The organism is Marinobacter nitratireducens, from assembly GCF_000708045.1.
Taxonomy (GTDB): domain Bacteria; phylum Pseudomonadota; class Gammaproteobacteria; order Pseudomonadales; family Oleiphilaceae; genus Marinobacter; species Marinobacter nitratireducens.
Genome location: NZ_ANIE01000006.1, coordinates 250,340 through 273,164 on the forward strand (window position 1 = coordinate 250,340; position 22,825 = coordinate 273,164).

Consider the following 22,825-nt stretch of genomic DNA (forward strand, 5'->3'; position numbering starts at 1 on the left):
CATTCGTCAGGTGTGTGTCTTTTATCGTGTATCTAGCAGGTTGTCAGTGTGTGTCCGTCAGCAGGATCGTTTGCGGAAATCCCCGCGCCTCCAACAGACTCTGAGTGCGCCTGGCACTATCTTCGTTAGCGAACGGGCCAACCTGAACCCGATGGAAACGACCAGATGCGGTATCTATGGCCCGCACCCGCATGGGATTTTCAAGTACCGCCCGGACTCTACTCAGCATCTGTTCGGCCGGATCGCGGCTCGAGAACGAACCAAGCTGAACAAACAGGGCCTCGTTGTCGCCACTCATATTGCCACTGGCCACCACGCCGCTTTCGACAGGTGCTTCCATCTCTTCGGGTCGAAACGGCTGGCCCGCCAGGGTCATGGTTCCATCCGGACGGACAGTAATCGCGGCCACCTCTACCCTCGCCGTCCCCCGGGACTGATAGCCCAACTTCTTGGCGGCGGCGTAGGAAAGATCAATCAGACGGTCACCATGGAAAGGACCACGATCATTGACCCGGACAATCACCGAGCGGCCATTATCCAGGTTTGTGACACGCGCGTAGCCGGGGATTCGCAGTGACTTGTGCGCAGCACTCATGGTGTACATGTCAAACACTTCGCCGTTGGACGTCTTGTGGCCGTGGAATTTTTCCCCATACCAACTGGCCGTTCCACGGGCAACGTAGCCTTCATTGCTACTGAGCACGTTGTAAGTCTTGCCCCACACCTTGTAGGGAGACTTGTTCCCTGCCCTTCGGGGCTCCTCGTACACCGGGAGCGCATCGGAAAGTCCGGAAGCATCGAAGTCGCCCGCTGGTGCCCGGTCCTGGCTCAACGTGTATCGGGCAGAGTGGTCAACATCCGGTGATGATGCACAGCCGCCGAGCGATACCATCAGGACCAGTAACCAGACTATCGGATTTTTCATGTCCACTACGCAGACCACCTCTTGTGCATACCAGTGTCCGAGCCGTTTATGACCGGCACAATCTTCATTGTAACGGGTTATAACGGATAATCACCATTACCGGCAGGCCACGATTGCACGATCAGGCGCCAATCATACGCCGATGGGTGTGAATCGACATCAGCACACCGAAGGCGGCCATGAGGGTGACACTGGAGGTTCCGCCGTAACTGATCAATGGCAGCGGCACGCCGACAACCGGCAGCAACCCGCTCACCATGCCCACATTCACGAAAATGTAGATGAAAAAGGTCATCGTCAGCGCGCCAGCCAGCAAACGGTTGAACGAGTCCTGAGCGGTCGATGCGATATACAGACATCTCAGGATAATCAGAAAATAGACGGTCATCAGTATCACCATACCGACGAAACCGAATTCCTCGGCCAGCACGGCGACAATAAAATCGGTATGACTTTCCGGCAGAAACTCCAGGTGTGACTGGGTCCCCTGAAGCCAGCCCTTGCCCTCCAGGCCTCCGGAACCGATGGCCGTTTTGCTCTGTATGATGTTCCAGCCAGCGCCAAGTGGATCACTCTGGGGGTCCAACAGAGTCAGCACGCGCTGTTTCTGGTAGTCACGCATGACGAAAAACCACATCATGGGCGCAGAAACAGACACCATGGCCGCGAATGCGGCAATCAGCTTCCAGCTGATGCCGGCAAAGAAAACCACAAACAGCCCCGCCAATCCCACCAACAGCGACGTGCCCAGGTCAGGCTGCTTGATGATCATCGCCATCGGTAACAATACGATCCCCAAGCCCACAACCACATGACGGAATCTTGGGGGCAGGAAATGCCGCGACAGGTACCAGGCCGCCATCATGGGAACCACCAGCTTCATCAACTCAGATGGCTGAAATCTCGGCAGGCCGGGTAGCGCCAGCCAGCGCTGTGCGCCCTTGGCGCCAACCCCCACAAGGAGAACCGCCAATAGGGCAACCAGCCCCACGGCATAGAGCCAAGGTGCCCAGCGTCGGAACACCCCCGGATCCAACTGGGCAAACACGAACATGACCACAAAAGCGACACTTAGCCGGATACCCTGGGCCTTGACCACTTCAATGTTACGGTCTGCACCACTATATAGGACGAACAGCCCACCGGACACAAGCGCCAACAACAGGAACAGCAGCACCGGGTCAAGGTGAAGTGTCGACCAGATACCTCGGGGGCGCCCCAGCGGCTGTGCGGAGGACGGGCTTAGCATGTCACCCAACGGCATCAGTTCTGCTCCCCATGATCCACCCGACCTACGGTCTGATTCTGTTCGGCTTCCGGAAATTCCAGTAGCCAGGCATCAAACAATGCCCGGGCTACCGGAGCTGCTGTGCTGCTGCCGCCGCCGCCATTCTCGACGATCACGGCAACAGCAATCTCGGGATTATCCACGGGCGCGAAACCCACAAACAATGCGTGATCACGCAGCCGTTCCCGGATCTCATCGGCATCATATTCTTCGTCTTCCGCCAGGCTGAAGACCTGCGCCGTACCGGTCTTGCCCGCCATGCGATAGGGTGCATTGGCTCCAGCCCTGCGAGCAGTACCCCGGCGGCCGTGCATGACTTCCGCCATAGTCTCAACAACGTAGTCCCAGTCGCCAGGGTTCTTGAGCTTCAGGGGCTCATGGGTCGTGTCGGGCAAAAACTGTTCGACCGGCGTATCACCGTCGATGTTCTTCAGTAGCCGGGGCTCGACCCAGATGCCCCGGTTGGCGATCAGAGAGGTGGCGGTGGCCAGCTGCAGCGGTGTAGCCAGCATAAATCCTTGCCCGATCCCCAGATTGACCGAGTCCCCCGGATACCAGGGTTCGTTGCGGGTTGCCTGCTTCCAGTCCCGGGATGGCAGCAAGCCGTCCAGCGCACCGGACACATCCAGTGCCGCATCTTCACCGAAGCCAAACCGCGACAAGTAGCTGTACATGGTATCCACACCCATCTTCACAGCGACCTCGTAGAAATACACATCGCAGGATTCGGCCATGGCATCCATCAGGTCAACCCACCCGTGACCGGTGCGTTTCCAGTCGCGATAACGGCGCCCCGCATCGTTGAGCTGGAAATACCCGGGGTCCCAGATAGTGTGGTCGCGAGTGGTTGCTCCGCTATCCAGAGCGGCAATTGCCAACATGGGTTTCATCGTGGATCCCGGCGGGTATTGCCCCCGCAGTGCACGATTAAACAGGGGTTTATCCCTGCTCTCGCTCAACTCCCGATAATCCTTGACGCTAATACCGGTGACAAACTTGTTGCTGTCGAATCCGGGCACACTGGCCAGGGCCAGGATGCCGCCCGTGCTGGGCTCGATCGCAACGATTGCCCCGCGACGTCCGTCCAGCAGCTCATAGGCCTTTTGCTGAAGCCGCAGGTCGAGGTGCAACTGGAGGTCCTCACCGGGCACCGGGTTTTCCCTCTCCAGAACCCGCAGCGTCCGACCCCGTGCATTGGTTTCAACGTGTTGGTAGCCAACTTGCCCGTGCAATACTTCTTCGTAGAATCGCTCAATGCCCGATTTGCCGATGTAGTTGGTGCCGGCATAGTTCACCGGATCAATCCGTTGCAACTCCTCCCGATTTATCCGTCCCACAAAGCCGAGGGCATGGGCCGTTAACTCGCTGTGCGGGTAATAACGCACCAGCTCCGCCTTGACCTCCACACCGGGAAGTTCATGGCGATGCACGGCCAGACGGGCTATTTCCTGCTCATTCAGATCATAGCGAAGCGGGATTTCCTGGTAGGGGCGACGGGGTTCCTGAAGCCGTCGATGGAAGCGGTCCAGATCCTCCTCAGACACATCAAGGATCCTGACAAGCTCTTCAAGAGTGCGATCGATCCCTTCCACTCGCTCGGGCACCAACGTCACACTGAAAACCGGGCGATTCTCAGCGAGCAGCTCGTGGTTTCGATCATAGACAAGACCACGCGGAGGCGGTACTGACTGCACCTGAACGCGGTTTTTATCGGATAAGGTCGTGTAGATGTCGTGTTCGACTACCTGGAGTTGGTACATGCGCCCAACCAGGCCACTGAGCAACAACACGACGAAGACCACCATCACGGACGCCCGGCGCTGGAACAGGCGTCGCTCTGCTGCGGTGTCCTTGAATTCACCCCACGGCATTGTCGCGTCCTATGCCCGGTGATACGGGTGATTACGGGTAATTGACCAGGCCCGGTACAGCTGCTCGGCAAGAAGTATGCGTACCAGTGGGTGCGGCAGGGTCAGCGGAGACAAGGACCACTGTTGATCCGCTCGCTGGCGACAGGCATCCGCCAGCCCATCCGGACCGCCGACGAGAAAATTCACATCCCGGCCGTCCAGCTGCCAGCTCTCAAGCTGACCGGCCAGCTTTTCTGTCGACCACGCGCGACCACCTACTTCCAGAGCAACCACTCGGTCTTTCGGGCCGGTTGCCGCCAAAATGGCGTCGCTCTCACGTTGCATAAGCCTGGGAATGTCCGGGTTCTTGCCCCGGTGTGCCATGGGAATTTCCACCAGATCCATAGGAAGCTCTGGCGGCATACGGCGAGCGTATTCGTTATACCCTGCACTGACCCAGTCGGGCATCTTCTGCCCCACGCAGATCAGACGAAGCCGCATGATTACTCGCTGCCCGCAGCACCGAGATCCGGGGCATCGCGCCAGAAGCGCTCCAGGTCGTAGAACTCCCGGGTTGCGGGCATCATGACGTGGACGACCACATCGCCCAGATCCACCAGAATCCAGTCACTGGCAGTGCCGCCTTCGACATTGCTCGCTCGAACACCCTGATCCTTGGCATCAGACACCACGGAATCGGCCAGGGATTTGACGTGACGGTTTGAGGTTCCGGATGCGAGAACCATGAAGTCGGTGACACTGGTGCGGTCGCGGACGTCAATCACGCTGATATCTTGTGCTTTGACGTCTTCAAGTGCGTTGACGACCAGTTCTTTCAGTTGCTCTGCCTGCATAATTACCCTGTTGGACGGGCATCGGCCAGGATGGCCGCCCGAAAAGTCATATTCAGACGCGATTGTAGCACTAAAAGTTCCCCTCAGGGCAGGCACCGTAGAGACCTGAACGACGAATATCGTCCCAGACCGAATCCGGCATCAGATACCGCGGCGAGCGACCATCGGCAATGCGTTCCCGAATCCCGGTTGCCGAGATATCCAGCAACGGCGGGTCGAGCTCAAGAAACAGGCCGCAGGGCTGTCGATGCAGAGCCGCCGCATCAGGGGCTGCGCGCGACGCCAGCAACGAGGCCGGCTGCCCGGAAGGATCCAGACCAGGGCCGGGACGCCGCACCACGACAACGTGCGCGAGATCCGGAATTTGCTGCCAGTCACGCCAACGGTCAAAGCCTGCAAACGCGTCCGTGCCTACAACCATAACCAAAGGTTCATCGTCACCCAGCTCCTGGCGCAGCTGCCGAAGCGTATCCGCGGTGTAGGAAGCACCCGCCCGTCTTAACTCCCGGTTATCAACCGCAAGCCGGGGCTCGCCGGCAATAGCCAGCTCGATCAGACGGAGGCGTTGCTCGGACGCAGCCCCCGTATCGCCGCGATGCGGCGGTATATGGCAGGGCACCAGGTTGATGCCCGCCACCCCGAGCCTGTCGCTGATCTCCAGCGCCAGCCGGAGGTGGCCGTGATGAATGGGATCAAAGGTGCCGCCGTAGATTACGTGCATGGATCTCAGTTCCGGATATGCCCATCACCGAAAACCACGTACTTCTGGGAGGTCAACCCTTCCAGACCAACCGGTCCACGGGCATGGATCTTGTCCGTGGAGATACCGATCTCGGCACCCAGACCATACTCGAAGCCGTCGGCAAATCGGGTAGAGGCGTTAACCATCACAGAACTCGAATCCACCTCGGTCAGAAAACGGCGAGCGCGGGTGTAGTTCTCGGTAATGATGCTGTCGGTGTGCTGGGAGCTGTACTGATTGATGTGTTCGATGGCGCCGTCAAGGCCCTCAACCACGCGAACCGCCAGAATGGGCGCCAGATATTCGGCCTCCCAATCAGCTTCCGTGGCCTCAACGGCGCTGATGATTGCCCGGGTCTGTTCGCAACCGCGCAACTCCACGCCTTTTTCGACAAAGGCCGACGCCAGCAGGGGCAGGATATCTTCGGCGATTTCCTGGTCTACCAACAGGGTTTCCATGGTGTTGCAGGTACCATACCGGTGGGTCTTGGCGTTCACGGCAACACTCAGCGCCTTCTCGGGATCGGCATGACTGTCCACATAGACATGGCAGACACCATCCAGATGCTTGATCACGGGCACCTTGGCATCATTGCTGATGCGTTCGATCAGGCCCTTGCCACCCCGTGGGACAATGACGTCCACATACTGGGGCATGGTAATCAGCTCACCCACGGCTGCACGGTCAGTCGTCTCAACCACCTGGACAGCCGTTTCCGGCAGACCGGCTTCTGCCAGCCCGCGGGCGATGCATCCGGCAATCGCCTGGTTCGAGTTAATGGACTCGGAGCCGCCACGAAGAATCGTGGCGTTGCCTGACTTCAGGCAAAGACTCGCGGCTTCAACGGTCACGTTGGGGCGCGACTCATAGATGATGCCGATCACTCCGAGCGGAACACGCATCTTGCCCACCTGGATTCCGGAGGGACGGTAGGTCATGTCGGTGATCTCACCGATCGGATCCGGCAGCGAAGCCACCTGCCGCAACCCCTCAATCATAGTGTCGATGCGCTGAGGTGTCAGCTCAAGGCGATCCAGCATGGCATCATCGAGACCATTCTCTCGCCCCTTCTGCAGATCCTTGGCGTTAGCGGCAACCAGTTCTGACCTGGATTGATCCAGCATCTCCGCCGTCGCCAACAGAGCCTTGTTTCTGACCGCCGTGGTTGAGCGCGCCACCAGGGTCGCCGCTGCCCGAGCCTGCTGCCCTACCTCGGACATGTAAGCTGCAATATCCATCATTTACCTTCGTGTGTTCGAATAGAATTCGGAAATAAGGGCCTAACTTTACCTTTCCCGTTTCAAGTACGCACCCCAAACGGATATTATACCGCTGCGATGTGCCATAGTTAGGGAAAGAAAAAAGGAAGGACACCATGGCCCAACTGGCCGAAAAATTCCTGTTAAGCAGATTATCGCGCTCCGGCTTCATTGTGTTGATCGCCGTCGCCGCCACAAGCGCCCTGCTTGGCGAGCCTCTGGTATCGGCCATAGCAGCCGCCGCCGCCGGCATTGTCATTTCCGGTCGCACCTTTCATGCCAGCCGCAGGAAAAGCCCCTGGCCTCGTATCCAGCAACTATTCTTCCTGGCAATGCTGCTGCTGCTCCTGACCAGTTTCTGGACCGGACCATGGACACTCACCCACTGGCTCTATGTTGTGCCCTTGGTAGCCTTCGCTTTGCTACCTATTGGCATGGCCGCGACGGTGACCCTGATCATCGTGTTCCTGGCCATCGTTGCCGTGCAATGGGCGACGGGGCTGGCAGGCCGTCATCAGATGCTCAGCGCACTGCTGCTGACTTTTCTGTTGTCGATGGTTCTGATCTTTCTGCGTGAATACAAAACCCGCCAGCTGGCCCCTCTGCGCCGGACAGATGAATTGACCCAGGCAGCCAGCCGGGAATACCTCTCCGCGGACCTTCACAAGGAAATCCAGCGCAGCGAACGTGAAGGCACTGACATGTCCGTCATCATGATCGGATTGGATACGCACCTTAGCGATAATGACCCCGACGCAGACATCCGTTCCATTCTGCCCCGCATTGGCCGATATCTGCATTCCCAAATCCGGGATTTCGACACCTACTACCGCGTCGCCGACCTCCAGTTTCTTGTGATCCTGCCCGGCATTTCCACCGGCGACGCAGTGACTCGCGCCGAGGTCATACGCCAGGGCCTTGGCACCTTGATGGAATCCCATGGCATGGATCTGACGGTCAGCACCGGCATCGCCGGCCTCAACATCGGCGATGATGCCCAGAGCCTGCAACAAAGCGCCGCCAACGCCCTCAGGCGCGCCCAGCAACAAGGCGGGAATCGCAGCCAGGCCTACAGCGCATGGACCCAGCCTGCAACACAGCAAAATACCCCGGCCGAAGGACCCGCTTCATGACCGAGACACGGCTGCGAACCCTGACACACAGCGCTGCCTATGCTCTGGCAACCCTGTTCATTGCGGTTCTGGCGCTCCAGAACCTGCGATACGGCTTCTACGACCTTTTCTATCTGGCCTGTGGCATGGCGGCACTGACATTGGCCGGCAACGTCTACACCTTCATCTGCAGACGCCATCAGTTGTCTGCGCCCGGCCACCTGATCATCCTGATCGGTCTGAACAGCGGTCTTGTCGCCGCCATGGCTACCCTGGACAACCCGGATGTCAGCCACTGGATCATGCCATTGCTGGTACTGAACCTTTTGATACTGCCCCTTCGCCAGGGTGTCACCCTGTCGTTGTTATTACTGCTCCCAACGTCGGCACTGATTATCGGCAGACAGCCCTATGCGGATGCCGTCATCATTATTTCGGGTCTGCTACTGTTGCTGACGGCGGCCTCTCTCTACGCCTGGCATTACGACAACATGGCCCAATCTGCGGAAGATCTGGCGATCACCGATCCAGTCACGGGCGCCCATAATGCTCGCTTTCTTGATGAGACACTGCAAAAAGAGATCAGCCGTGCCATTGCCACTGGCCATCCTTTATCCGTCATCAATCTTGGGATCGACTACGCTGACCAGGTGGAAGACCTGCATGGCAAGGCCGGACTGCAAACTCTGTTTCGCGCTATGACCGAGCATCTGTTCGGCGTCATCCGGGCTGGCGATACCCTGTACACACTGAATAACTCCGAGTTTTTCCTGATCCTGCCGTTCACCCCGGAAGAAGGTGTAAGGGTGATTGCTGAACGGATCAGAAGAACCATTGCCGAGCACGATTGGCACGTAACAGGAAAAACAACTGTCAGCCTGGGCTGCACAAGTCGGGGCGCCGGCGACACCCGGACCGACAGCCTTCGCAAGCGCGCCCATGATGCAATGGAAGAGGCCCGACGCAAGGGTGCGGATTCCGCCTGGTTCAGTCCGGGAGCACCGATCTCCGCATGAGTTCTGCCTGGCTAACCGAGCTGTCCTCGTGGCTGGGGTCGCATCCGGGGTGGCTGGCGACGGCACTCTTTGCAACCGCATTTGTCGAGTCCCTGGCCATTGCGGGCATTATTGTTCCCGGCGTCGCCATCCTTTTCGCGGTTGCAGCCCTCGCTGGCCAGACGGGCATGCCGCTGCCAGAAGCCCTATTCTGGGCCGGACTGGGCGCCATCACCGGCGATTCCGTGAGCTTCGCCCTCGGTCGCCTGCTGAACGACCGCCTGGACTCGGTATGGCCCCTGAGCCGCTACCCGGTTTTGATCGCCAAAGGCCAGCGATTTTTCCAGACACACGGCGGCAAGAGCGTCGTTATCGGGCGTTTCATTGGTCCAATCCGCCCCGTGATCCCGCTGATTGCGGGTGCACTCTGGATGCCCTGGCGCCGTTTCCTGGCCTTCAACATTGCGTCGGCCATTGGCTGGGCGCCGGCCTACATTCTTCCGGGGTTTCTCGTGGGCAGCGCTCTGGCCTCGGAAATCCGCCCTCCCGCCCATTTTTACCCGGTTGTCGGCGTCAGCCTGGCCGCCCTGGTGCTGGTTTACCTCCTCCTGTTCCGGTTTCAACTGGGGTTGGGGGACGGCGGCAGGGTGTACACCTGGGTTCAGCGGTGGATGGCAAAATACGATGCAACTCACCGGTTCTGGCGGCTTTATTCGAATAGCCGACCTTCCCGTGATGGGGAATTCCCATTAGCCTCATTCATGCTTGCTCTGGGATCTGCCGGGCTCCTGTTATTCTGGGGCCAACTGGCCACGCAGACTCACCTGCTGGAACCCTTCAACCTGCTGGCGCAGCAGTGGTTCGAGCAGCTCCGCCAACCATTGCTGGACGGGCCGGCCTTATTCTTCACCCTGCTGGGTGACCCGCCCGTGCTGATCACTGCCGCTGGCCTGGCAACACTGGTGCTCAGTTTCCGTGGTTACTATGCCGCCGCCGCCCACATGCTTGTTGCTGCGGCACTCACGGTTCTGCTGGTGTGGCTCCTGAAGGCGGGACTTGCGGTACCCCGGCCAGACGAAGTGGTGCAACCACCTTCATCCGGCGCGTTTCCCAGCGGCCATACCGCTGGCATCACGGTATTCGTAACGCTATTGGCCAGCTTTATCGCCGGGGAAACCCACAACCGGAAGCGCTGGCAGGCCTACGTAATTTTGTCCCTGCCATTGCTACCGGTGGCGATTAGCCGCCTGTATCTGGGGGTACACTGGTTTACGGACATCATCGGGGGGATACTGCTGGGACTGGCCATCACCGGGGGAATCCGGGCCAGCTACAGCCGCTTTGACAGGATACCGGTGGCACCTGACCCGGTCACTCTGGCGGCGACCGTGTTATGGCTGATGTTCACCGCCAACTACATCTATTCAACATGGCCGGAGGCTGTGGCCAGCTACCGCCTGCTCTAACCTTCTTCAAGTGCTTCCAGCAGATCCTGTAGGCGGTTCAGGCGCTCCAGCGGATCCTGAAGCTCAACCAGACGCTGCTTCTCCTCCTTGTCCAACGGCAACAGCTCCGTCAAGCGCCACCCAACCTGTCGGGCGTCCTCATAGTCCACATCCATTTCCAGGTCCTGGATAACCGGATGTTTGAACAATGCCCTCAAGACGGAGGGCAGCTCGCCAAAGCGTTCCGGGATATCGCTCTCTGCCTCATCCAGCAGGACTTCAACATCGCCCACGTTCAGGCCATCATCCTGCTGCCAGCTGCGCACAACAGACACTTTGGCAGCGCCCTCGACAGTGATGCCCAGCAAACCGTTCTCCAGTTGCTGGAAATCAATGATGCGCACATAGGTACCAATGTCGTAAAACTCGGCCGTATGGCCTGTCTCGGCGCCATCCCTGAGCAGCACGACAACGAACCCCCGATCTTCCTTCATGCACCGCGTGAGCATGTCGATGTAGCGTGGTTCAAAAAGCTGCAGAGGGATCCTCCCCCTCGGAAGGACGATGGAATTCAGGGGGAAGAGTGGCACATTCATATCAGGGACAGTCACCGCTTAGCAGACTCCAGGTTTTCTGGCTGCGCCAGTTATTATCGGATCGAAAGTAGCTGCTGAACTTCTTCAACCCGGGCCCGCGCTTCCGACAGCACCTGCAAGCTACGGGAGGCATTCAGCTCCAGCTCACCCAGCCTGCGGTAGGCTGGCACTTCGTCAAAGGACGGCAACCTGTCATTTTGACTGGAACCGATCATAGAATGCAATTGGGCGACGATAACCACATCCACGAGCTGGGGGTCAGGCTCCCGACATTCGTAATTCCAGTCCTCCGCGTGTCGGACGGCCTCAACAAATGCCGGAGGGAAAGACCAATTCTCCAGCACCGCCGTACCAACATCGCCCCGCAGTTCCCTGATAGCATGCTGAAGGTTGGCGTCGTCGGCAAACAGATTAACGTGATGCTCCGCCTGTACCAGGATCGGAACCACGCCGATATCATGGAGCAACCCGGCCAGCAGAGCTTCCTCGGGATTGAGTTTGGTGGCGTGATCGGCCAGAACCCAACACAGGGCCGCCATTTCCCGGGAATGATCCCATAGCTTTTCCATCTCTCTCTGGAGCGAGGCCTGACGGGTTTTGAAGACTTCCCTCATTGAAAACACCGTCACCAGCTGTCGGGTGGTTCGCATCCCCAGACGAACCACGGCCTCGCGGACGTTCCGAACGTCGCTGAAACCGCGGTAAAGCGGGCTGTTACAAGCTCGCACGAGCTTTGCTGCCATTGCCGGATCGGCTGAGATCGCACTCGCCACCTGGTCGGCCGTCGAGTCTTCCCGATCAACGGTTCGGCGCACTTTCCAGGCCACATCCGGAACGCTCGGCAGCTTTACCTGGTTGGAACGGAGCTCCGCGTAGAATTCCATCAACAGATGATGCTCTTCCGTTTCCTCGGACCCGAACGCCTCTGCAGAGTCCATCTCCACCTGACTTACCGGTGCAGTGCGCAACATCTGATTAAGAACATCCTGCTCAACCACCAGAAATTCACTCGGCTTGACCGCAATCACGTCGTACATGCGGGGCTGCAGGCGGGCCAGTGGATGTAAGGCTTTTTCGGTTTCTGCCGTTACCACTGACTTTCGACCATCAATCGCCTCAAGTTCGACTTCACCACTGACCAGAAAAAACTCCTGCCCGTCGCGCACACCTCGCTCAATCACTCGCTGTCCTGGCCCGTGAGACCTTCGCTCGGCCCTGCTGGACAGCAACACCAGTTGATCCTCGGTTAACCGATTCAGCGGCTGAAACTCTTTCAACCGATTAATGGGCAGGCTGTCCTCGCCGGCCATAGGCAATCTCCTTGTCTGACACAAATCCGGGAATAATTCAGAGACTCTGTTAAACATTGTAAACATCGACCGGCAAAACAACCATGCGCCGGGAGTCGAATCTGGTATCCTCTGTTGTTATCAATACGCGTGACATTCACTATCAGGTAACAAAGAGAGACCAGAACATCATGCCTCAGTATCGCTCTCGGACTTCCACCGCAGGTCGCAACATGGCTGGCGCCCGCGCCCTCTGGCGGGCGACCGGTATGAAGAATGACGATTTCGGCAAACCGATCATCGCGGTTGCCAATTCATTCACCCAGTTTGTTCCCGGACACGTGCATCTGAAAGATCTGGGTCAGCTGGTCTGCCGCGAAATTGAAGAGGCCGGCGGCGTCGCCAAGGAATTCAACACCATTGCCGTGGACGATGGCATCGCCATGGGTCACGACGGCATGCTGTATTCCCTGCCTTCGCGGGAAATCATTGCCGATTCCGTGGAGTACATGGTGAACGCTCATTGCGCCGATGCCTTGGTGTGCATTTCCAACTGCGACAAAATCACCCCCGGCATGCTCATGGCCGCCATGCGCCTGAACATCCCGACCATCTTTGTTTCCGGCGGCCCGATGGAAGCCGGCAAGACCAAGCTATCCGAGCATAAACTGGACCTGGTCGACGCTATGGTCATTGCTGCCGATCCCAACGCCAGTGACGAGCAGGTCGAGGAATACGAGCGTAGCGCCTGCCCGACCTGTGGTTCCTGTTCCGGCATGTTCACAGCCAATTCCATGAACTGTCTGACGGAGGCCATCGGCCTGTCTCTGCCCGGCAACGGCTCCCTGCTGGCGACCCATGCCGATCGCGAGCAACTGTTTCTGAAAGCCGGTCGTCAGATTGTGGAGAACGCCCGTCGCTATTACGAGGGCAATGACGCCAGCGTGCTGCCCCGCAGCATCGCGTCCATGGCGGCGTTCGAGAATGCCATGACCATGGACATCGCCATGGGCGGTTCCACCAACACCATCCTGCACTTGCTGGCAGCGGCTCAGGAAGGCGGCGTGGACTTCACCATGGCGGACATCGACAAGCTGTCCAGGCATGTGCCCCAACTCTGTAAAGTGGCTCCGAACTCCCCCAAATACCACATGGAAGACGTTCACCGGGCCGGTGGCATCATGGGCATCCTCGGCGAACTGGAACGCGGCGGGTTGATCAACACAGACTTGCCTACGGTTCACAGCAAGACCATGAAGGAAGCCCTTGAGACCTGGGACATCATGCGCGCTCCGACACCGGAGGTCGTCGAAGTCTACAAGGCCGGCCCCGCCGGCATCCCGACCCAGACAGCCTTCAGTCAGAGTACACGGTGGCCGAGCCTGGATGGCGACCGGGAAAACGGTTGCATTCGCTCCGTTGAGCACGCCTACTCCTCGGAGGGTGGCCTGGCTGTTCTATACGGCAACATCGCTCTGGAAGGCTGTGTCGTCAAGACGGCCGGTGTCGATGAAAGCATCTATGTGTTTGAGGGCAAGGCTCGGGTGTTCGAAAGCCAGGACGCTGCCGTTGCAGGCATTCTCAACGACGAGGTCAAGCCCGGTGAGGTTGTGATTATTCGCTACGAAGGTCCCCGCGGCGGCCCCGGCATGCAGGAGATGCTCTACCCGACCAGCTACCTGAAATCCAAGGGGCTGGGCAAGGAGTGCGCACTACTGACAGACGGCCGCTTCTCTGGCGGAACCTCCGGACTGTCAATCGGGCACGTGTCCCCGGAAGCTGCGGCCGGCGGCGCCATTGGCCTGATTGAGGATGGCGACACCATTCTCATCGACATTCCGAACCGTTCCATAAATGTAAAACTGGAGCAATCGGAGCTCGACCAGCGCCGCGAGGCACGCGATGCCAAAGGCTGGAAGCCGGACCTGCCGAGAGACCGGAAAGTCTCCGCGGCGCTCAAGGCGTATGCCTTGCTGGCCACCAGCGCCGACAAAGGTGCGGTGCGGGATCTCAGCAAGCTGGATTAAACCTGCCCCATACAAAAAAGCCCGCCGGGGAGAACCTCGGCGGGCTTTTTTATTGCTATGACCGCGTTACCAGAGACTCCAGCCGCCGTCTTCGTCTTCCTCAATCGCCCCGTCATCATCCGCTTTCTGCGGCTCGGCCTGGGCTGCCGGCTCCGCCTTTGCGGGCGCCGCATCAGATTTGGGTTTGGCCGCAGCTGCAACCTGGACGGAAATCATGCCCAGCGCTTTCTTGGTCTCTTCATCCAGGATTCCACTCGCCTGAAGACCATGATCCTTCTGAAATTTGGTCAACTGAGCGCGGGTGGCATCATCCATCTGAGAGCTGACGTTTGTGATGTTGTACCCAGCCCCGTACAGCGCATTCTTGAGTGCAACGGTTTCATTGGCATACGCGGTGGGCGCGAGCCCGAGCATGGCCGCGGTGCCGGCTGCGATGACAAGTCGGCCCAGATGGCTGGTCGCTTTTCTCATGGTACTCACCTGCATGACTCCTGATATCGCTCTGATATCTGTTCTCTTTGTTATTGGGTGGTGCCTATCTCCACATATGAGGGCAAACAATGAAAAGCCTATCACACTTTACGCAGAGCGGAAGTGATCAAGATTCGGCGTCTGGATCTTGAGGGCCGGATTCCGGACGCTGAACGCGATGGTCCTCATGACCGAACTCGCGGATAAAAATGCCCCAGAAGGCCATAAACAGGGCAGCCACCAGCGGCCCCATGACAAACCCATTGACACCAAACATCACAATACCGCCCAGGGTGGACAACAGGACGATGTAATCGGGCAACTTGGTATCACGACCGACCAGAACCGGCCGGAGCAGGTTGTCAGCCAGCCCGATAACCACAACACCAAACACCGTCAGCACGCCGGCTTCTATGACATCCCCCACCGCAGCCAGGTATATGGCCGCCGGTACCCAGACCAGCGCAGCGCCCACTGCGGGCAACAGGGACACGATGGCCATGACGACCCCCCAGAGCAACGCACCGGTAATCCCCAGAATCCAGAAGATCAGGCCGCCCAGTGCGCCCTGGATAATGGCAATGAGCAGATTGCCCTTTACCGTTGCGCGAGTCACTTCGGCAAATTTCGCAAACAGCAGTCGCTCCCTCTCATCGCCAAGGGGCAACGCCTTGATCAACAAATCCACCAGCTTGCTGCCATCTCGTAGCAGGAAAAACGCCAGGTAAACCATCAGGGCAAGCCCCAGAAAAAACTGGAAGGTGTTCTGACCAACGCCAACGGCTTTTTTGGCGAGGAACTGACTGCCTCCCACAAAGAAACTCACCGCCTTGTCGCGGAGTTCGGCAAAGTTAATATCAAACTGGGAAAGGAACGACTGGATGGCAGGAAAAGACTGGTTGACCCGATCAATGTACTCCCCAGGCCTAAGCTCCCCATCCTGAATCTGCTGGTACAGTGCAACGCCCTCGGCAATCAGCGATGTCACCAGTATCAAAACCGGAACCACGACAATCACCATGCAGATGAACAGGGTAATCAGAGCGTTGATGTTCGGCCGCTCCCCAAGCTTACGCACCAGCAGCTGTTGCACCGGATGAAAGATAAGTGCAATGGCAACAGCCCAGAAAATCGGGCCAAAAAATGGCTTCATGAGCAAAATAAACGCCAGCGAAACCCCGACCAGCATTGCAAGAAAAGTCCGTGTTTCAAGTTTTGCGTACATAAGATCCCGACAGTTCAAACAGAGAGGCTGCTAGCCTAACACGACGACATGGCCTCTGTAGCCTTGTTCAGGTTATAGTGGTGGGTTATTGATCAGCGATAAACTAGGTCACACGTACGCAAGTGGAAACCTTTACCGAAGACACAGCGCTCGACGCAGCCATTGAATTACAAAAGGTTCTGGCTGCCCGCACCCATCGGCGCAAAGTCATGGGGCAGGACGTACTTGTGCCAGGCCAACTCGGTGAGGCATTGCAATTGCCTCGAACCATCAATCGCTTGCGGAGCAAACAACAGAGGCTCCGTGATCTCGGCCTGGAGGACTTCCAGGAGCTCTGGCCAACACTTTCACCGAGGACCCGGGAACGGGTTCTCGATGCCATTGGATGGTATGACCCGAAAGAACTCGACTGGGATGACAAACGCTCAAACCGTCGTCCAGTGGTCGATCCGGATCAATAGTCCGTATAGGGAACTGTCCCGACTTTGAATTGTCATAGTCGGCCCTTATGTTGGATCAACAAGGAGGATGCTTATGACCAAGACCCAACAACAATACTACGTCGCCCAATTGGCTGAAGGCAGTGCCGTACCAACACTGCTGTGTGGGCATTGCCAGTCAATTCTCTCGAGAACCCGGATTTTCCGTAATACCGGTGACCAACATCAGGACATCGAATGTCAGACCATCGGTCTCTGCTCTGCCGACGACTGCGGTGCCGTCAATTGCTGCGATAATGCCATGTCACGCATTGAAAACCCCGAAAGACTGTTCGAAATCGCGTCCTGATTCAAAGCGACTACGCTCTGTTACGCAACTCAAACACAGCAGATTTCCATCTGATTTATCCTGACACTTGACGATTGCATCAGGGGAACACTCTTCCCCGACAATCACGCAACCAATCAGTCAGGACAGTCGATGGCATGCGTATTCTGAGAACCGATGAAGCCCGCTTTACCGGTCTACCGGATTACCCCTTTGCACCCAATTATCTGGACGTTGCCCCCAACCTGAGGATGCATTACGTGGACGAGGGGCCAGCAACGGGTACTCCGGTGCTCATGCTGCATGGCGAGCCCTCCTGGTCCTATCTATACCGGCATATGATCCCGCTCGTCAGCCAGGCAGGTTACCGTGTTCTGGCTCCCGATCTCATCGGCTTCGGAAAATCCGACAAGCCAGCCTCCGTCGACGACTACAGCTATGATCGTCATTTGACCTGGCTGGCACACTGGCTGGAGACGTTGGATCTGCGCAACATCACGCTGGTTTGCCAGAACTGGGGATCCCTGCTGGGGCTCCGTCTGGCCGCAGAGCACCCCCAACGTTTCAGTCGGATTATCGTCGGTAACGGAATGCTTCCCACGGGTGAGACACGGGTTCCAACCGTCTTCTCGTTATGGAAGGCCTTCGCCACTCATAGCCCCTGGTTTCCGGTCGGCCGCATCGTTCAGATCGGCACCGAGCGAACGTTATCCAAAGCCGAGCTCGCGGCCTACGAAGCGCCGTTCCCGACCGCCGAATACAAAGCAGGAGCCCGGGCCTTTCCAAAGTTGGTTCCGGTCTCTCCGGAAGATCCGGCAAGCGAGGCCAACAAAGCGGCATGGCGGGTTCTTGAAAAGTGGAGAAAGCCTTTCATCACCTGCTTCAGTGCCGGGGACCCGATTACCCGTGGTGGTGATCGCTATATGCAAAGGCGCATTCCCGGAGCTCATGGCCAACCGCACATTACGTTACGTGGAGGCCACTTCCTTCAGGAAGATTCGCCCGAGGCATTTGCCCGAACCATTATTGATGCCCTGAAAACAGAAATGGCGGCCTGAAGGCCGCCATTTCGTTTCGGACCTGATCACCCCTATCCGAATACAGTCACGGTCTGCCGGCTCAGTGCCACCAGCTCACCACTGGCCGTCCAGATACCCGCTTGGGTATGCCCATACCCGGCGCCAGCCTGATCAATCGATGCCCTGTAAAGTAGCCAGTCCCCCGGCTCCAGCTTCGGCCTTGGGTGCACGATATCCAGAGCCCAGCTCAGAGAACTGGCTGGCGCACGGTCTTTAAGGTGCGGCAGGACTGCCGGAGGCCAGGCATCAATCAGGGCTACGATATGAGAATCGGTGAACGCTTCCGGCACCTCACGAAACTGCATCCAGCCCCCCATCTCGCGCCCCCCTTTACCACTGAAGGGAAAGTGGCCAAAGGCCCAACGCATTTCAATATGCTGGGTAAACTCCGGTGTCATTCCCTTGATGTAAGGCAGCTCCTGACAGACCTCAACCGCTTGTGCCTCGGGGGCCGGCAGGGGGTCAACCATAACCGCTGACTCGCGATCACCACCAAAACTTCCGAGACACACCAGCCGGGGCTCCCCATTCTGGATAATTCGCCCCTGCACCTGACTGACGGCCTTACCCTCCCGTAGAATCTCGGCTTCAAGCGTCGCCGGAACGTCCGGCTCAACTGGGCCGACAAACGAAACCTGCAGGGAGCGCATGGGCCTGCCAGGCGCGACGAGAGCGGCCATTTTCTCGAACGCGAGGCCAGCCACCAGCCCACCAAAGCTGGCACGCCCCTGCCCCCATGTACCTGGAATGTTAACCGGCTCGCCTGACCGCACTACGGACAACAACTGATCGAAGGTCATCTCTGATTTCCTGTTAGCAACCTATGCGAAACACCAAAGCCTGCCCCAGAAATCCCGACAGTGCAATTCTGATTCACCGGCAACTACCTACAGCACTGACTGGATTTTGCATATTAAAGCAGCAATAAAATGGCTATAATACCCGTTATCACGCATTGCCTGGCAGTGCATTACCCCCCGAATTCCGAGTGAATCAATGTCAGAACTTTCCTTTGCCGAGCTGGGGCTGGATTCGTCCGTCCTGGAAGCCGTTACCGCGATTGGCTACGAAAAACCGTCCCCTATACAGGCCAAATCCATCCCCGCACTGCTGGATGGCAACCACTTGCTGGGCGTTGCACAGACCGGTACCGGTAAAACAGCCGCTTTTGCCCTGCCCCTGCTGAGCCGGATAGACGCCTCTGCCCGCGAGCCCCAGATTCTGGTGCTTGCGCCCACACGGGAACTGGCAATCCAGGTCGCTGAAGCTTTCACCAGTTACGCCGCAAAGTTCTCTCAGTTCCACGTTCTGCCCATCTACGGCGGTCAGGACTTCGGCCCACAGATCCGCGGCCTCAAACGCGGTGCTCAGGTCATTGTCGGCACCCCGGGCCGCATGCTGGATCACCTGCGCAAAGGCACACTGAAGCTCAACAACCTGAAAGCACTGGTTCTTGATGAAGCCGATGAGATGTTGCGCATGGGCTTTATTGACGACGTGGAAGCCATCCTGGCGAAAACCCCGGAGAACTGCCAACGTGCCCTGTTCTCGGCCACCATGCCTCCGCAAATCAAGAAGGTTGCCCAGACCTACCTTAAGGACGCCACCGAAGTCAAAATCGAGAGCGAGACCCGCACGGTAGAGCGCATCTCCCAGTTTGTATTACCGGTTTACGCGGAACGCAAACTGGATGCCCTGACCCGCATCCTGGAAGTGGAACCGTTTGACGCGTCCATCATCTTTGTGCGCACCAAGGCTGAAACGACCCTGCTGGCCGAAAAACTGTCTGCCCGCGGCCATGCCGTTGCTCCGCTGAATGGCGACCTGAACCAGCGCCAGCGGGAACAGACCGTTGAAGACCTGAAGCAGGGCAAAAAAGACATCGTGATCGCCACGGATGTTGCCGCTCGAGGCCTGGACGTTCCGAGAATCACCCACGTCATTAACTACGACGTACCCTACGACACCGAAGCCTACATCCACCGGGTTGGCCGCACAGGCCGTGCAGGCCGGACCGGCAAAGCAATTCTTCTGGTTACCCCGCGCGAGCGCAGCTGGCTTCGGACCCTTGAGCGAGCTACCAATTCGCCGATGGAGCCGTACCAACTGCCCTCACCGGCCGACCTCCAGAAGCTCCGGGTGGAACAGTTCGAAACACAACTGATGGGATTTGCCGAGGATCGCAAGCTAGCCAAAGCGATGTCCCTTCTGGATGAGGTCGCTGAACGTAACGACATGGACATGGCGATGATCGCCGGCGCCCTGGCTTGCTGGCTTGAAACGGCTCAGCCGGGATCCCTGCCCCTGGAAACACCAGAGGCTCTGCCGGAACTCTCTACCCGTCCCAATCGGGATCGCCGTGGGCCTCCGGGCAAGAAAAATTTCCGCAAAGGCCCCCCCGGCAAGGGCGGGTTCAGGAAAGACGGAAAAGGAGGCCCCAGGAAGGGCCCGAAAGGTGGCCGTCCGGCCAATAAAGGCGGAAAGCCCCCCAGTAAGCGTCCGGCCCGCTAAGCGGTGCCGGCACGCTGGTAAACGACAAAGCTGTAGTCGTATGGATTATTATCGGACGCGGAGAAATCCTCCCGTCCGATTTCCTCCCACTCATCCCAGTTCACTTCCGGGAAATACGCATCCCCATCCACTTCCGCGTGAACCTGGGTGATGTACATGCGATCCACAATTGGCAGGACCTCTGAGTAGATCTGCCCACCGCCGATCACCATCACCTCATCCCCACCTTCCAGCTCGGCCTGAGCCTGGGCTTTGATTAACGCCTCGTCCAGGGACTTAGCTGCAACCGTGCCGGCTGGCGCATCCCATTCCGGATTGCGGGAAATCACCACGTTCATACGGCCCGGCAAGGGGCGCCCGATGGAGTCCCAGGTTTTTCTGCCCATGATGATGGGTTTACCCATGGTGGCTTGCTTGAAATACCGCAGGTCTCCCGGGAGATACCATGGGAGCTTGTTGTTCCGACCGATGACCCGGTTCCGGGACATGGCTACGATCAGTGCTTTCCTCATTTCTAGGCCTTTAGCTCTGGAGTTGGCGAGAGGTGGGGCGCACTTTCAAAACCCGCTCCTTCGGCACGTCCATGTGACGCTTGAGCTTCGCCATCCATGGCTACGCACAGTTTTGAAAGTGCGCCCCACCCCTCGCTAATAATCTTCTGCAGTCCGCTGCTCCAAAAGAGCTCCAGAGCCAACGAACACTCTCATCTTAGGCATTCGAACCCCTGCGTCACCTCTCCGCCCCCCGAACACTGAGATCAAATAGCGATAGGCGCCTTGATCACAGGGTAAGGTTCATACCCTTCGAACTCGAAATCTTCCAGCTCGTACTCGAATATCGATGCCGGCTTACGCTGGATAACGAGTTTAGGCAAAGCCCTCGGCTCGCGCTTGAGCTGCTCGAACACGATGTCATCGGTGAGGTGGTTCTGGTACAGGTGGCAGTCGCCAAAGGTGTGAACAAACTCGCCCACATCCAGATCGCATTGCTGCGCAATCATGTGAGTCAACAATGCGTAGGATGCAATATTGAAAGGCACGCCCAGAAACAGATCCGCGCTCCGCTGATACAGCTGACAGGAAAGTTTGCCATCCGCAACGTAGAACTGGAACAGGCAGTGGCAGGGCGCCAGGGCCATCCTACCATCCCTCACATTGTCCTGGGGGCTGATCGACTCGTCCGGCAACTCCGCAGGATTCCAGGCGGAAACGATAAGGCGACGGGAGTTCGGCTTGTTGCGGATCTGATCGACAACTTCTGAAATCTGATCAACCACTCGTCCGTCCTGGCACTGCCAGCTTCGCCACTGTTTGCCATAGATCGGCCCCAGGTCACCATCCTCCAGTGCCCATTCGTTCCAGATCGACACCTTGCGCTCTTTCAGCCAATTGTTATCGGTTGATCCTCGAAGGAACCATAGCAGTTCGTAAATAATACTTCGCAGGTGCACTTTCTTGGTGGTGACGAGGGGGAAGCCATCCTGCAGGTTGAAGCGAACCTGACGACCAAAGACCGATCGGGTGCCCACGCCCGTCCGGTCGCCTTTATCGAATCCGTTGTCGACAACGTCCCGCATCAGATCGAGATAGGCTTTCATGCCGCATTTCTCCGGTAAGCAATAAACATAAGGGCCACGCCGGCCAGAATCATGGGGGCAGACAGCACCTGCCCCATGGTGAGCCAATCGAAAGCGAGGTATCCGAGCTGGGCATCAGGCTGACGAACGAATTCCACCAAAAACCGGAAGATACCGTAGGCGATCAGGAACAAACCAGACACCGCCATGCGGGGCCGGGGTTTTGACGAGAACCACCACAGGATCGCAAACAGGGCCACGCCCTCAAGGGCAAACTGATAGAGCTGAGAGGGATGTCGTGCCAGCGCATCCGGAGCCTGGGGGAACACCATGGCCCACGGGACATCGGTTGGTTTGCCCCAAAGTTCACCGTTAATAAAGTTTCCGATACGCCCCGCGCCGAGCCCCACCGGTACCAGTGGGGCGACGAAGTCGGCAATGCGCCAGAACCCGACATTGAGTTTGCGGCCATACCACCACATGGCAAACATGACACCGAGCAGGCCCCCGTGAAACGACATACCACCCTCCCATACCCGGAACAGCCAGAGCGGGTCGGCCAGGAAGGTACCAAAATTATAAAACACGACGTAGCCAAAACGGCCACCAAGAATCACGCCCAGGGCCAGATAGAAGAGCAAGTCTCCCATCTGTTCCTCGGTAATCGGGGAACCCGGTTTTCGGGCCCGAACCCGCCCCAGCCACCAGCCGGCAACAAAGCCCACCAAATACGTGAGTCCATACCAGTGTATTTTCAGTGGCCCGACGGATATGGCCACGGGATCAATCTGCGGATGCTGCAGCATCAATAAC

Annotated in this window: 23 protein-coding genes; 8 read left to right on the plus strand and 15 right to left on the minus strand. The window is 58.0% G+C overall.

What is annotated here, in order from left to right:
* Positions 1–43: 43 nt before the first annotated feature.
* From D777_RS10785 to D777_RS10815, 7 genes are all read right to left on the minus strand, one after another.
* On the minus strand, positions 44–925 hold the full coding sequence (locus tag D777_RS10785; RefSeq protein WP_036131864.1) for a septal ring lytic transglycosylase RlpA family protein: 882 nt from the start codon (positions 923–925) through the stop codon (positions 44–46).
* A 121-nt stretch (positions 926–1,046) separates the two neighbouring features.
* A complete protein-coding gene (gene rodA, locus D777_RS10790) occupies positions 1,047–2,189 on the minus strand; it encodes a rod shape-determining protein RodA (protein WP_036131866.1) in 1,143 nt (380 codons plus the stop codon).
* Positions 2,189–4,084: a penicillin-binding protein 2 gene (gene mrdA, locus D777_RS10795; RefSeq protein WP_036131868.1), complete on the minus strand. Its 1,896-nt coding sequence runs from the start codon at positions 4,082–4,084 to the stop codon at positions 2,189–2,191. Before mrdA ends, rodA begins: the two co-directional genes overlap by 1 nt.
* Positions 4,085–4,093: 9 nt before the next feature.
* Positions 4,094–4,564: a 23S rRNA (pseudouridine(1915)-N(3))-methyltransferase RlmH gene (gene rlmH / locus D777_RS10800; protein ID WP_036131871.1), complete on the minus strand. Its 471-nt coding sequence runs from the start codon at positions 4,562–4,564 to the stop codon at positions 4,094–4,096.
* A gap of 2 nt (positions 4,565–4,566) precedes the next feature.
* The gene (gene rsfS / locus D777_RS10805) at positions 4,567–4,917 is read right to left on the minus strand and encodes a ribosome silencing factor (RefSeq protein ID WP_036131873.1); all 351 of its coding nucleotides are present in this window, start codon (positions 4,915–4,917) and stop codon (positions 4,567–4,569) included.
* A gap of 70 nt (positions 4,918–4,987) precedes the next feature.
* The gene (gene nadD / locus D777_RS10810) at positions 4,988–5,638 is read right to left on the minus strand and encodes a nicotinate-nucleotide adenylyltransferase (RefSeq protein ID WP_036131875.1); all 651 of its coding nucleotides are present in this window, start codon (positions 5,636–5,638) and stop codon (positions 4,988–4,990) included.
* A 5-nt stretch (positions 5,639–5,643) separates the two neighbouring features.
* Complete coding sequence (locus D777_RS10815) at positions 5,644–6,897, minus strand: glutamate-5-semialdehyde dehydrogenase (RefSeq protein WP_036131878.1); 1,254 nt, start codon at positions 6,895–6,897, stop codon at positions 5,644–5,646.
* Between the two features lie 137 nt (positions 6,898–7,034).
* Between D777_RS10815 and D777_RS10820 the strand changes: the two genes are divergently transcribed.
* From D777_RS10820 to D777_RS10830, 3 genes are read left to right on the plus strand one after another with little or no spacing between them, the layout of a single operon-like run.
* A complete protein-coding gene (locus D777_RS10820; RefSeq protein ID WP_036131879.1) occupies positions 7,035–8,051 on the plus strand; it encodes a GGDEF domain-containing protein in 1,017 nt (338 codons plus the stop codon).
* Positions 8,048–9,046, plus strand: a complete 999-nt coding sequence (locus tag D777_RS10825; RefSeq protein ID WP_036131880.1) for a GGDEF domain-containing protein — start codon at positions 8,048–8,050, stop codon at positions 9,044–9,046. Before D777_RS10820 ends, D777_RS10825 begins: the two co-directional genes overlap by 4 nt.
* A complete protein-coding gene (locus D777_RS10830) occupies positions 9,043–10,491 on the plus strand; it encodes a bifunctional DedA family/phosphatase PAP2 family protein (protein ID WP_036131881.1) in 1,449 nt (482 codons plus the stop codon). Before D777_RS10825 ends, D777_RS10830 begins: the two co-directional genes overlap by 4 nt.
* Here the strand turns inward: D777_RS10830 and D777_RS10835 are convergent.
* Entirely contained in the window at positions 10,488–11,066 is a 579-nt protein-coding gene (locus D777_RS10835) for an LON peptidase substrate-binding domain-containing protein (protein ID WP_081849531.1), read from the minus strand. The two genes, D777_RS10830 and D777_RS10835, sit on opposite strands and share 4 nt — an antisense overlap.
* Positions 11,067–11,119: 53 nt before the next feature.
* Positions 11,120–12,376, minus strand: coding sequence for an HDOD domain-containing protein (locus D777_RS10840; protein ID WP_036131883.1), 1,257 nt, complete (start codon positions 12,374–12,376; stop codon positions 11,120–11,122).
* Positions 12,377–12,546: 170 nt separating this feature from the next.
* On the opposite strand from D777_RS10840, the gene ilvD reads away from it, so the two are divergent.
* Entirely contained in the window at positions 12,547–14,382 is a 1,836-nt protein-coding gene (gene ilvD / locus D777_RS10845) for a dihydroxy-acid dehydratase (RefSeq protein WP_036132052.1), read from the plus strand.
* Positions 14,383–14,448: 66 nt separating this feature from the next.
* Here ilvD and D777_RS10850 read toward each other — a convergent pair whose 3' ends face one another.
* Both D777_RS10850 and D777_RS10855 read right to left on the minus strand, forming a co-directional pair.
* Positions 14,449–14,853 (minus strand): peptidoglycan-binding domain-containing protein, encoded by a 405-nt coding sequence (locus D777_RS10850; RefSeq protein WP_036132055.1) that lies wholly within the window; start codon positions 14,851–14,853, stop codon positions 14,449–14,451.
* A 127-nt stretch (positions 14,854–14,980) separates the two neighbouring features.
* A complete protein-coding gene (locus D777_RS10855; RefSeq protein WP_036131886.1) occupies positions 14,981–16,078 on the minus strand; it encodes an AI-2E family transporter in 1,098 nt (365 codons plus the stop codon).
* Between the two features lie 122 nt (positions 16,079–16,200).
* Here D777_RS10855 and D777_RS10860 point away from each other — a divergent pair, with 122 nt between their 5' ends.
* The 3 genes from D777_RS10860 to D777_RS10870 all read left to right on the plus strand — a co-directional run bounded on the left by D777_RS10860 (position 16,201) and on the right by D777_RS10870 (position 17,904).
* On the plus strand, positions 16,201–16,539 hold the full coding sequence (locus tag D777_RS10860; protein WP_036131888.1) for a hypothetical protein: 339 nt from the start codon (positions 16,201–16,203) through the stop codon (positions 16,537–16,539).
* Between the two features lie 73 nt (positions 16,540–16,612).
* Positions 16,613–16,867 (plus strand): hypothetical protein, encoded by a 255-nt coding sequence (locus tag D777_RS10865; protein ID WP_036131890.1) that lies wholly within the window; start codon positions 16,613–16,615, stop codon positions 16,865–16,867.
* A gap of 137 nt (positions 16,868–17,004) precedes the next feature.
* The gene (locus tag D777_RS10870; protein ID WP_036131892.1) at positions 17,005–17,904 is read left to right on the plus strand and encodes a haloalkane dehalogenase; all 900 of its coding nucleotides are present in this window, start codon (positions 17,005–17,007) and stop codon (positions 17,902–17,904) included.
* Between the two features lie 32 nt (positions 17,905–17,936).
* Here D777_RS10870 and D777_RS10875 read toward each other — a convergent pair whose 3' ends face one another.
* Complete coding sequence (locus D777_RS10875; protein WP_036131895.1) at positions 17,937–18,725, minus strand: acyl-CoA thioesterase; 789 nt, start codon at positions 18,723–18,725, stop codon at positions 17,937–17,939.
* Positions 18,726–18,921: 196 nt separating this feature from the next.
* Between D777_RS10875 and D777_RS10880 the strand changes: the two genes are divergently transcribed.
* Positions 18,922–20,436, plus strand: coding sequence for a DEAD/DEAH box helicase (locus D777_RS10880; RefSeq protein WP_051669067.1), 1,515 nt, complete (start codon positions 18,922–18,924; stop codon positions 20,434–20,436).
* Here the strand turns inward: D777_RS10880 and D777_RS10885 are convergent.
* The 3 genes from D777_RS10885 to lgt all read right to left on the minus strand — a co-directional run bounded on the left by D777_RS10885 (position 20,433) and on the right by lgt (position 22,818).
* Positions 20,433–20,948, minus strand: coding sequence for a dihydrofolate reductase (locus tag D777_RS10885; RefSeq protein WP_036131896.1), 516 nt, complete (start codon positions 20,946–20,948; stop codon positions 20,433–20,435). The genes D777_RS10880 and D777_RS10885 overlap by 4 nt on opposite strands.
* 245 nt (positions 20,949–21,193) lie before the next feature.
* The gene (locus tag D777_RS10890) at positions 21,194–22,033 is read right to left on the minus strand and encodes a thymidylate synthase (protein WP_036131898.1); all 840 of its coding nucleotides are present in this window, start codon (positions 22,031–22,033) and stop codon (positions 21,194–21,196) included.
* Positions 22,030–22,818, minus strand: a complete 789-nt coding sequence (gene lgt, locus D777_RS10895) for a prolipoprotein diacylglyceryl transferase (protein ID WP_036131900.1) — start codon at positions 22,816–22,818, stop codon at positions 22,030–22,032. The genes D777_RS10890 and lgt overlap by 4 nt, the downstream gene beginning before the upstream one ends.
* Between the last annotated feature and the right edge of the window lie 7 nt (positions 22,819–22,825).